Source organism: Streptococcus dentapri, assembly GCF_042649885.1.
GTDB classification, from domain to species: Bacteria; Bacillota; Bacilli; order Lactobacillales; family Streptococcaceae; genus Streptococcus; species Streptococcus dentapri.
In genome coordinates this window covers 1-11,767 of sequence record NZ_JBHSAC010000006.1, presented here as the reverse complement: position 1 = coordinate 11,767, position 11,767 = coordinate 1, and the positions used below count along the sequence as shown (strand labels likewise).

Sequence of the window (11,767 nt, the reverse complement as noted above, 5' to 3'; positions counted from 1 at the left end):
AGTCCTACTGGCGGAGTTGATCTGATGAGAGGGAGTGTTGGCAGCAGCACTCCTTTTTTGTGTGCGATGAATATTAGCATAAAGAGTTTAAAGCAGAAGGTTAGTAAGGTTAATTAGCTCTTTTGCTTTTTATAATATTTTTATGGGGTACAGATTACCTTGACACTTACCTAGTGTTTAGCTTGAGAACATTTTTGAACACAAAACTGTGTAAGATTTGGTCTTTTATAAAAACGCTTACAAAATTATAATGAGATTATAAAGAAAAGTGGAAACTTATTTTATTAGAAAAGGAGATATCTCATGGATATTCTTATGATCATTCTCAATTGGTTTTCGCAAAATATTTTGCAAAAACCTGCCTTCTTTGTAGGGTTAATTGTACTTCTTGGTTATATTCTACTGAAGAAACCGTGGCATGACGTTTATGCTGGTTTTATTAAGGCGACTGTTGGTTACATGATTTTGGATGTTGGTTCAGCTGGTTTGGTTAATACTTTCCGTCCTATTTTAGTAGCTCTTAATTATAAATTTAAGATTGGTGCGGCTGTTATTGATCCTTACTTTGGTTTAACGGCTGCTAATGCAAAGGTTGAATCGGATTTTCCGAGTTTTGTCGGTGCAGCTGCTACTGCACTCTTGATTGGTTTCTTTGTCAATATTGCTTTGGTTGCTTTGCGTAAAATTACAAAAATTCGGACGCTTTTTATTACTGGTCACATTATGGTCCAACAAGCAGCAACTATTACTTTGATGCTTTTGGTTCTGATCCCTACTTTTGGTAAAAGTAGTGTTTTGGGAACAGCTCTTATTGGTATTCTGTGCGGTCTCTATTGGGCTGTTAGTTCAAACATGACTGTTGAAGCTACACAACGTTTGACTAATGGTGGTGGTTTTGCGATTGGACATCAACAACAATTTGCTATTTGGTTTACCGACAAGGTTGCACCAAAACTTGGTAAGAAAGAGGATAATCTTGATGATCTTAAATTACCAGGTTTCTTAAATATTTTTCACGATACAGTTGTTGCCTCAGCAACTCTGATGGTTTTCTTCTTCGGTGCGATTCTCCTTCTACTCGGTCCAGATGTGATGGCTATGAAGGAATTGACTATTAATGGTAGTGTAGTTGCTATTGCCAATCCATTTGATCCTGCTAAGCAAAACTTCTACATGTATGTTGTTCAGACAGCTTTCACTTTCTCAGTTTATATCTTTATCCTGATGCAAGGTGTTCGTATGTTCGTCGGTGAATTAACTAATGCTTTCCAAGGTATCTCTAATAAACTACTTCCTGGTTCCTTCCCTGCTGTTGATGTTGCGGCTTCTTATGGCTTTGGTTCAGCAGCTGCTCCACTATTTGGTTTTGTTGTCGGCTTAATCGGTCAACTAATTACAATTGTGCTCTTGATTGTCTTTAAAAATCCTGTTCTTATCATCACTGGTTTCGTACCTGTTTTCTTTGATAATGCAGCGATTGCGGTTTACGCTGATAAGCGTGGAGGCTGGAAAGCAGCAGTCACCTTATCATTCATCTCAGGGGTTCTTCAAGTTGCTCTTGGTGCAGTGGCTGTTTCACTCCTTGGTCTCGCTTCTTATGGCGGTTACCATGGTAATATCGACTTTGATATTCCTTGGGTACCATTTGCTTATATCTTTAAATATGGAGGTTATATTGGATATGCTATCGTTGCTCTCTTCTTGCTTGCTATTCCGCAAATTCAATTTGCTAGAGCAAAAGATAAAGAAGCCTACTATCGTGGGGAGGTTCAATAGTTTAGTTTAAGTTCCACTTATTATTAACGTTTAACATTTTGTTTAATAATTATATTATCGGTTGAAAATGGAGGAAAATATTATGGTTAAAGTTCTTACAGCATGTGGAAATGGCATGGGTTCATCAATGGTTATTAAAATGAAGGTTGAAAACGCTTTGCGTCAATTAGGTATTTCAGACATAGAATCTGCTTCTTGTTCAGTTGGTGAAGCAAAAGGAATTGCTTCTAATTATGATATTGTGGTGGCTTCTAATCATTTGATTTATGAATTAGACGGTCGTACTAAGGGACATTTGGTTGGTCTGGATAACTTGATGGATGACAATGAAATTAAAACAAAATTACAAGCTATCTTATAGTAACTCAATTCATAGAAAGTGCTTTTAGAAATAAGGCACTTTCCTTGTTTCAAGAAACAAGAAAGAGGTAATATCCATGAATTTAAAAAAAGCATTTGAAGAAAATAATTCCATTCGTCTTGGACTGAGTGCCAGTGATTGGAAGGAAGCCGTAAAATTGGCAGTCAATCCTTTAATTGAGTCTGGCGCAGTCGACAAAGAATATTATGATGCCATTATTTCATCAACAGAGCAATATGGTCCATATTACATTCTAATGCCAGGTATGGCCATGCCTCATGCCCGTCCAGAGGCCGGTGTTAATCGTGATTCATTTGCTCTGATTACCTTAACTAAGCCGGTTAAATTCCCGGACGGTTCAGATGTCTCGGTATTATTAACATTAGCGGCCACTAGTTCAGCGATTCATACGTCTGTGGCCATTCCGCAAATTATCGCGCTTTTTGAATTGGAAAATTCAATCCAACGCTTGGTTGACTGTAAGACTCCAGAAGAAGTCCTTGCTATGGTGGAAGAATCCAAAAACAGTCCCTATCTGGAAGGTTTGGATTTAGATTCTTAAGCGCTGAAATCGTCATGCTTTCATGCTCAGAAGTTTTTAAATATAGTATAAGAAATGAGGTACTCTAATTATGACTAAACAATTACCTAATTTACAAGTAGCTCTTGATCACTCAAATTTGCAAGGAGCTATTACGGCGGCGGTTTCCGTAGGTCAAGAGGTAGATGTAATTGAGGCGGGGACTGTCTGTCTCCTTCAAGTTGGTAGTGAACTGGTAGAAGTGTTGCGCAACCTTTTCCCTGATAAAACGATTGTGGCTGACACAAAGTGTGCTGATGCTGGTGGTACGGTTGCTAAAAATAATGCTGTTCGCGGTGCTGATTGGATGACTTGTATTTGCTGTGCAACTATTCCAACAATGGAGGCTGCCCTAAAGGCTATTAAAGAAGAACGTGGTGACAAGGGTGAAATTCAGATTGAATTGTATGGAGACTGGACATTTGAACAGGCTCAACAATGGTTAGATGCTGGTATTTCACAAGCAATTTATCATCAGTCACGCGATGCTTTGCTTGCTGGTGAAACTTGGGGTGAAAAGGATCTCAGCAAGGTTAAAAAACTGATTGATATGGGCTTCAGGGTTTCTGTCACTGGTGGTCTATCAACCGATACTCTGAAATTGTTTGAAGGTGTTGATGTCTTTACCTTTATCGCTGGTCGTGGAATCACTGAAGCTCTTGATCCGGCTGCAGCAGCTCGTGCTTTCAAAGACGAAATTCGTCGCATCTGGGGGTGAGGTCTATGGCTCGTCCAATTGGTATTTATGAAAAAGCAACGCCTAAGCATTTTACTTGGCTGGAGCGCTTGAATTTTGCCAAAGAGCTTGGTTTTGATTTTGTTGAATTGTCCATTGATGAAAGTGACGAGCGCTTGGCTCGCTTGGATTGGTCTAAAGAAGAACGTTTAGAGCTGATTAAAGCTATCTATGAAACGGGAATCCGTGTTCCAAGCATCACTTTTAGTGGTTTACGCCGTTATCCGCTGGGTTCCAACGATTCTGAAATAGAAGCTAAATCATTAGAAATTACCAAGAAATGTATTGAATTTGCTCAGGATTTGGGAATTCGTAATATTCAACTGGCAGGATATGATGTCTATTATGAAGAAAAATCTCCAGCAACCCGCGCTCGTTTTATTAAAAATTTACGAAAGGCCTGTACTTGGGCTGAAGAAGCACAAGTTATCCTATCCATTGAAATTATGGATGATCCTTTCATTAATTCTATTGAAAAGTACCTAGCTGTCGAAAAAGAAATTGACTCCCCTTATCTCTTTGCCTATCCTGATACTGGAAATGTTTCGGCTTGGAGCAATGACCTCTGGAGCGAATTCTACATTGGGCATCAATCCATCGCAGCTCTCCATCTAAAAGATACTTATGCGGTTACAGAAAGATCAAAAGGACAATTCCGTGATGTGCCATTTGGTCAAGGCTGTGTAGACTGGGAACAAATGTTTGATGTTTTAAAGAAAACTAACTATAATGGCCCATTCTTAATTGAAATGTGGTCTGAAAATTGTGAAACAGTTGAGGAAACAAAAGCTGCAATCAAAGAAGCACAGGATTTCCTTTATCCACTGATTGAGAAAGCGGGGTTACGATAAATGTTAGTACCAGAATTAAGAAAACGCGTGTATGATGCTAATATGGAATTGCCGGAGCATGGTCTGGTAAAATTTACCTGGGGCAATGTATCGGCAATTGACAGAGAACAAGGCTACATTGCTATCAAACCTTCAGGTGTTGATTATGATAAACTTTCTCCTGAGAATATGGTAGTGACAGACCTTGATGGTACTATTGTTGAAGGGGATCTCAATCCATCGTCTGATTTGCCTACCCATGTTGAGCTCTATAAGGCTTGGCCTGAAATTGGAGGCATTGTCCACACTCACTCAACTGAAGGAGTAGCTTGGGCTCAGGCTGGTCGGGATATTCCATGTTATGGAACAACTCATGCTGATACCTTCTATGGTCCAATTCCTTGCGCCAGAGCGCTGACAGCTGAGGAAATTAATGGGGAATACGAAAAAGAAACTGGCAAGGTTATCATCGAAGAATTCGCCAAACGCAGTCTAGAGCCTTTAGCCGTTTCAGGTGTTACAGTGCGCAACCACGGTCCTTTTTCTTGGGGTAAGGATGAAAAATCTGCAGTTTACAATGCCGTTGTGTTGGAAGAAGCTGCCCGTATGGCACGTTATACTGAAAGTATCAACCCTCAGGTCGAAGAAGTGCCGCAAGCTTTGAAAGACAAACACTATCTTCGCAAACACGGTAAAAATGCCTACTATGGGCAAAAAGGAGACAGTCACTAACGATTAATTATAATAAAAAAATTTAAGAGGTTTGAAACAGTGATATACTCCTCTATAGTGGACAGTGAAAAAACAAAATTCACTAGAAACTATGAGAGGAGTTTTCATATATCCAAAATCTGCAGAAGAGAAATTAGGAATTGCCCAGTTCTATCTTAAATGTAATAGGTCAGAACGGAAGATAGAATCGAAGGATTTATTAAAAGTTAAACATTAGAATTTATTTTAGAATGCCAACTGTCAGGCTTAAAAGTTTCAGGTTTCGTCTCAAAAGTGTGCTATAATGAACATAAGGACCCTTAGTGAAGGAAGTAAAAATGATTATTTTAGATAGAAATAGTTATGATCTTCTTTCTTATTTAATAAAGTTGGAAGAACATAAGACAGTCATGAGTATTTCTAAGGCTTTAGGTCAGTCTAGACGTAAAGTTTATTATCATCTTGACAAAATAAATGGAGCCCTGCCATCTGACATTCCCAAAATTATCAGTTATCCCCGTATAGGTATTTTGCTTTCACCACAGCAAAAAACAGCCTGTCAAAGCCTGTTGGCTGATTTAGATGATAATTCTTATGTGATGAGTATGCAGGAGCGTCTTTTACTTAGCATTGCCTATATTGCTGTTGCCAAAGACCGTGTTACCATTGAAAAATTGATGCAAATCAATGATGTTTCTCGTAATACTATTCTTAATGACCTCAATGAACTTCGGCAGCGTCTTTCTTTTGAGCAATATAGTATTCAGCTGCAGACCACTAAGTCCAGAGGCTACTATTTGGAATGCCACCCTCTCTCTAAAATGCAATATTTAAATAAGCTTCTTCATACCATTTATACAGACAGTAATCCTAATTTTATTGCTATTATGCGTGATAGATTAAGGGATTTTGCCAATCTATCAGCTTACTTTTCTGATGATGTTTCAGATTTTATAAAAGGAGAATTACAAGCATCTCAAGCCTTGCTTGGTAAAAAAATTAATGACCAAGATATCCATTTTATGGCTGCTACCCTACCTTATCAGCTTTTAAGTTATCAGAACTTAGGCCTATCTGAGCCTGAACAAAGAGATTTATTAAGAGAATTTTCTCCTATAAAAGAGCGTAAGGAGCATGAAATTGCGCAACATCTAAGAGAAGATTTAAACAAAAAATTTGATATGGCCTTAGATGAGATTGAAATCTCTTTAATCGCTGTTTTACTCTTATCTTATCGAAAAGATCGAGATAAGCATCTTGAAAGTCATGATTATGATGATATGCGGCAGATTTTAACTCATTTTATAAATGCTTTTGAGCTTGATTATCATGTCCATTTTAAGAATAAGCAACTCTTACTCAATCAGTTATTAACCCATTGTAAGGCGCTTCTTTTTAGAAAGACTTATGGGATTGTCTCGGCGAATCCTTTGACAGACCAAATCAAAACCAAATATGCAGACTTATTTGCCATGACCAAGGACTGTCTTTCGATTTTGGAAAATGCTTGGTTTATTAAAATGAACGATGATGATATTGCTTATATCACCATTCATATTGGTGGTGAGTTGGAACAGTCGGAGGTCAAACCAATACCGCCAAAAAGCTTGGCTTTAGTTTGTGATGAGGGAATTGGTGTGCAAAAATTATTTATGCAACAGTGTAAAGCCTATTTACCCCATAGTAAGATTGAAGCTGTTTTGACATCTGAACAATTTCACAGTATTGCAGATATTATTGCTGTTGATTTAGTTATTTCAACAAACGATACGCTAGACACGCAGCTGCCAACCCTTTTTGTACATTCTATTTTAAGAGATGATGATGTTATTAAATTGATTCGTTTTGCCAAGCAGCAAGGACAAACAGAACAGAATGATTTTGATAAAAAGTTAGAAGCCTATATTCGTCATTATGTTAAAAATGACAGTGATTCTTATGCTCTTAAAACAAAAATAGCGCGTTTGATCAATGAAGAACTACTCCATGATCTTAACAAGAAACAGAGCTACTTTAGTGAATAAGGTCTGGGACAAGTATTCTCAGGCCTATTTTTTAGATAAATAAAGAGATGATAAATTAAGCCATAGGACATGCTTAAGTCAAATAGGCTGAGCATGATTAAAAAATAAACAGTCCAAATATGAACACAAGCTTGTGCTTTATTTGGTCTTTTATAAATTATTTGGCAGCGGTATTATAAACATGTGGAATAAATTAAACATTCAAGATGTAGGAGGAATTAAAAATGGCTAATGTAAAAGATATTACAAGAGAATCATGGATTTTAAGTACCTTCCCAGAATGGGGAACTTGGCTCAACGAAGAAATTGAAGAAGAAGCCGTTCCTGCAGGTAATTTTGCTATGTGGTGGCTGGGTAACTGCGGTGTTTGGATTAAGACGCCTGGTGGAGCCAATATTGTTATGGATCTTTGGTCAAATCGCGGCAAATCAACTAAGAAAGTAAAAGATATGGTTTGGGGTCACCAGATGGCTAATATGGCTGGTGTTCGTAAATTACAGCCCAATCTTCGTGTACAGCCCATGGTTATTGACCCCTTTGCTATCAATGAATTAGATTATTATCTTGTTTCTCATTTTCACAGTGATCATATTGATATCAATACAGCTGCCGCTATTGTTAATAATCCCAAATTAGATCATGTCAAATTTGTTGGACCATATGAATGTGGCGAAATTTGGAAAAAATGGGGTGTTCCTGAAGACCGTATCATCGTTATCAAACCAGGTGAGAGCTTTGAATTTAAAGATATCAAGGTAACTGCTGTTGAATCCTTTGACCGTACCTGTCTAGTTACTCTGCCAGTTGAGGGAGCTAAAGAAAACAATGATGATCTTAGTGGTTTAGCTGTAACTGATGAGGAAATGGCTCGCAAGGCAGTTAACTATATTTTTGAAACACCTGGCGGAACGATTTATCATGGAGCCGACTCTCATTTTTCAAACTATTTTGCAAAACATGGTAAAGATTATAATATTGATGTTGCCATTAATAATTATGGTGACAACCCAGTAGGTATCCAAGATAAAATGACTTCTATTGATTTGCTGCGTATGGCGGAAAATCTACGTGCTAAAGTTATTATCCCTGTTCACTATGATATTTGGTCTAACTTTATGGCATCAACAGATGAAATTCTAGCGCTTTGGAAAATGCGCAAAGAACGTCTCCAGTACCAATTCCATCCATTTATCTGGGAAGTTGGCGGTAAGTACACTTATCCTCAAGACAAAGATCGTATTGAATACCATCATCCACGTGGCTTTGATGATGCCTTTGAATATGATTCCAATATTCAATTCAAGGCTCTCTTGTAATTATTTCTTTAATCATGAGGCCAGTTTATCTGACATAGTAGTTTGCTCTATTATTGTTAAGCAGAGTTCAGTTGTAGACTTAATTGTCGCCCAATAAATTTTGATATTTTTATAACAATTCAATATCCGCATGTCGCACGATGTGTGGATATTTTTCAAAAAAGTAATTTTTAGAAAGAAGACTATCAATATGACAACAAATTTTAACAGCAAGGATTATCTTGCTAAGGTAGATGCATGGTGGCGAGCTGCTAATTACATTTCAGTAGCTCAGATGTATTTGAAAGATAATCCCCTGCTCCGTCGGGAAGTGACTAAAGATGATGTGAAGGTCCACCCAATTGGTCACTGGGGAACTATCTCAGGTCAAAACTTTATCTATGCCCACCTTAATCGTGTCATCAATAAATATGATCTTGACATGTTTTATATTGAAGGACCTGGGCATGGTGGACAGGTTATGGTATCCAATTCCTATATTGATGGTTCTTATTCGGAACGCTATCCAGATATTACACAAGATGAATCTGGTTTGAAGGAATTGTGTAAAATTTTCTCTTTTCCAGGTGGTATCGCTTCGCATGCGGCTCCTGAAACACCAGGATCTATCCATGAAGGTGGGGAACTCGGTTACGCCTTGTCACATGCGACTGGTGCAATTCTTGATAATCCAGATGTGATTGCTGCGACTGTTATTGGTGATGGAGAAGCTGAAACAGGCCCACTTAATGCCGGTTGGTTCTCAAATACTTTTATCAATCCTGTCAATGATGGTGCAGTGTTGCCGATTCTCTATGTCAATGGCGGAAAAATCCATAATCCAACTATCATGGCTCGTAAAGCAGATGAAGAGTTGGCACAGCTATTTGAGGGTCTCGGATGGAAACCTTATTTTGTTGAAGGAACAGATGCAGCGGTGCTTCATGGGCAAATGGCGGCTACCTTAGATGAGGTTATCGAAGAAATAAAAGCTATCCAAATGGAAGCGCGAAAGCATTCGGCACAAGAGGCTAGTCAGGCTGCTTGGCCAGTGTTGATTGTTCGTATTCCAAAAGGTTGGACCGGTCCAAAAGGATGGGAGGGTGAACCGATTGAAGGGGGCTTTCGTGCCCATCAAGTGCCTATTCCGGTTGAAGCAGGTCATATGGAACACATCGATGTCCTGACCAACTGGCTCAAATCCTATCGTCCGGAAGAACTTTTTGATGAGAAAGGATATGTTAAGGCGGATATTCGTACTATCTCTCCTAAAGGTGATCGTAGGATGTCCATGAACCCGGTTACAAATGCCGGTGTTGTTAAAAAATTAGACTTAGCTGATTGGCGCAAACATGCCATTGATATATCAGCTCCGGGAGCAATCATGAAGCAAGATATGATTGAGTTTGGAAACTATATCGCCGATCTTATCGAGGCTAATCCAGATAATTTCCGTATTTTTGGACCAGATGAAACTAAGTCTAATCGACTTAATAATGTCTTTAATGTTACCAATCGTCAATGGTTGGCTCCTCGTGATACTTCTTATGATGAATGGCTATCGCCAGTTGGTCGGGTAATTGATTCGCAGCTGTCAGAACATCAGGCGGAAGGCTTCCTTGAAGGCTATGTCTTAACAGGTCGTCACGGTTTCTTTGCTTCTTATGAATCCTTCTTACGTGTTGTGGATTCTATGATTACCCAGCATTTCAAATGGTTGCGCAAATCGAAAACGCATACGGACTGGCGGAAGAATTATCCATCACTCAATCTGATAGCGACCTCAACCGTTTTCCAACAGGATCACAATGGCTATACCCACCAAGATCCTGGTCTCTTGACTCACCTTGGAGAAAAGACACCAGAATTTATTCGGGAATATCTACCAGCCGATTCCAATTCTCTCTTTGCAGTGATGGAACATGCTTTGGCCGATGAAGATAAGATCAATGTGATTGTGACTTCCAAACATCCACGTCCTCAATTTTACTCTGTTGCTGAAGCGGAAGAATTAATTTATCAAGGCTATAAGGTGATTGATTGGGCATCCACTGTTTCAGTTGATGAGGAACCCGATATTGTCTTTGCAGCAGCCGGAACGGAACCAAATCTGGAAGTTCTTGCCGGTATTTCCATCCTACATAAGGCTTTTCCCACTATCAAGCTTCGCTTCATCAATGTGGTTGATATCTTAAAATTGCGCTCTCCTAAAGTTGATCCGCGCGGTCTCTCAGATGAAGTCTTTAACAAACTCTTCACGACTGATAAACCAATCATTTTTGCCTATCATGGCTATGAAGGTCAAATTCGTGATCTCTTCTTTGACCGTGCCAATCACAATGTTTCTATTCATGGTTACCGCGAAAATGGTGATATTACAACACCATTTGATATGCGTGTCTTATCAGAAATGGATCGTTTCCATATTGCTAAAAATGCTGCTCAGGCTGTTTTGGGTAATGAAGCACAAGCCTTTACCCAAGAAATGGACGCTAAGTTAACTTATCACACGGGCTACATTCGTGAAAATGGTGATGATATCCCAGAAGTACAAAATTGGCGATGGGAAAATATCAATTAAAATTTTAAAGATGCTGAGTTTTGTGCTCAGTTTCTTTTGTCTGACAAATTTATATGCTATAGTATTTTTATAGTTTCATCTTGCTTAATTGTATAATTAACATTACAATAGATAAAAAAAGAAGTAGGGAATAATGGCGGAACTTATTTCAAAAACCAAACAGTCGCGTTATCAACAGGTGGCTGTCGGTATTGCTAAACGTATTGTAGAAGGCAAATATTTAGTGGGGGAAAAAATGAAATCTCGCTCCACTCTGGCTAGTAATTTTAATGTATCACCAGAGACAGCTAGGAAAGCTATTAATATCTTGGTTGACCTTGATATTGTTGAGGTCAGGCATGGTAGCGGGGTCAGAGTGGTCTCCAAGGAGAAAGCCAAGGAATTTCTTGAAACTTTTGAGGCTACACATTCGCTTAATGTATTAAAATCTGAAATCCATAGCAATATTAACCAACAAGAAAGTGAGTTGCGACAATTATCGCGTCTGATTGATGATTTAATTTCCCAAAACAGACTACTGACCAAGCGATTTCCTTTTGATATGTATGAATATTTGATAGAACAAGATAGTAGCTATTTTGGAAAAGAGTTAGGAGATTTGAAATTTTGGAAGGAAACAGGGGCGACAATTATTGCCATTGAGCACGAAGAAAAGCTCATTGTTTCACCAGGACCTCATGCGAGAATTGAGCGAGGCGACAGGATTTATTTTGTTGGCGACAGTCTTAGCTATGCCAATGTTCAAGAATTTTTTAATAAATAAAAAGCAAAATAGGTTACAAGTAATAAACTTGTAACCTATTTCAGACTGAAGACAAAGCTCTTGGAATTGCATTTCTAAGAGCTTTTTGCTCTGTTTAGGAGTATACTAAA

10 protein-coding genes are annotated in these 11,767 nt (G+C 38.5%); all 10 read left to right on the top strand.

Annotation, left to right across the window (positions count from 1 at the left end):
* Nucleotides 1-303: 303 nt before the first annotated feature.
* The 10 genes from ACFOSE_RS00720 (at nt 304) to ACFOSE_RS00675 (ending at nt 11,657) form a co-directional block, all read left to right on the top strand.
* Nucleotides 304-1,776 carry a PTS ascorbate transporter subunit IIC gene (locus ACFOSE_RS00720; protein WP_380429190.1) on the top strand — a complete coding sequence of 491 codons (1,473 nt, stop codon included), beginning with the start codon at nt 304-306 and terminating at the stop codon, nt 1,774-1,776.
* Between the two features lie 82 nt (nt 1,777-1,858).
* Nucleotides 1,859-2,137 (top strand): PTS sugar transporter subunit IIB, encoded by a 279-nt coding sequence (locus ACFOSE_RS00715; RefSeq protein ID WP_380429188.1) that lies wholly within the window; start codon nt 1,859-1,861, stop codon nt 2,135-2,137.
* Between the two features lie 76 nt (nt 2,138-2,213).
* Nucleotides 2,214-2,699: a PTS sugar transporter subunit IIA gene (locus ACFOSE_RS00710; protein WP_380429187.1), complete on the top strand. Its 486-nt coding sequence runs from the start codon at nt 2,214-2,216 to the stop codon at nt 2,697-2,699.
* 70 nt (nt 2,700-2,769) lie between these two features.
* Nucleotides 2,770-3,435 (top strand): 3-keto-L-gulonate-6-phosphate decarboxylase UlaD, encoded by a 666-nt coding sequence (locus tag ACFOSE_RS00705; protein WP_380429185.1) that lies wholly within the window; start codon nt 2,770-2,772, stop codon nt 3,433-3,435.
* 5 nt (nt 3,436-3,440) lie between these two features.
* On the top strand, nt 3,441-4,304 hold the full coding sequence (locus tag ACFOSE_RS00700) for an L-ribulose-5-phosphate 3-epimerase (RefSeq protein ID WP_380429182.1): 864 nt from the start codon (nt 3,441-3,443) through the stop codon (nt 4,302-4,304).
* Nucleotides 4,305-5,015, top strand: coding sequence for an L-ribulose-5-phosphate 4-epimerase (locus ACFOSE_RS00695; protein ID WP_380429179.1), 711 nt, complete (start codon nt 4,305-4,307; stop codon nt 5,013-5,015).
* A 317-nt stretch (nt 5,016-5,332) separates the two neighbouring features.
* Complete coding sequence (locus ACFOSE_RS00690) at nt 5,333-7,018, top strand: BglG family transcription antiterminator (protein ID WP_380429177.1); 1,686 nt, start codon at nt 5,333-5,335, stop codon at nt 7,016-7,018.
* Between the two features lie 224 nt (nt 7,019-7,242).
* On the top strand, nt 7,243-8,334 hold the full coding sequence (ulaG, locus tag ACFOSE_RS00685) for an L-ascorbate 6-phosphate lactonase (RefSeq protein ID WP_380429174.1): 1,092 nt from the start codon (nt 7,243-7,245) through the stop codon (nt 8,332-8,334).
* Nucleotides 8,335-8,524: 190 nt separating this feature from the next.
* Nucleotides 8,525-10,894: a phosphoketolase family protein gene (locus ACFOSE_RS00680; protein WP_380429172.1), complete on the top strand. Its 2,370-nt coding sequence runs from the start codon at nt 8,525-8,527 to the stop codon at nt 10,892-10,894.
* 133 nt (nt 10,895-11,027) lie between these two features.
* Entirely contained in the window at nt 11,028-11,657 is a 630-nt protein-coding gene (locus ACFOSE_RS00675; RefSeq protein WP_380429170.1) for a TrkA C-terminal domain-containing protein, read from the top strand.
* Nucleotides 11,658-11,767: the final 110 nt, after the last annotated feature.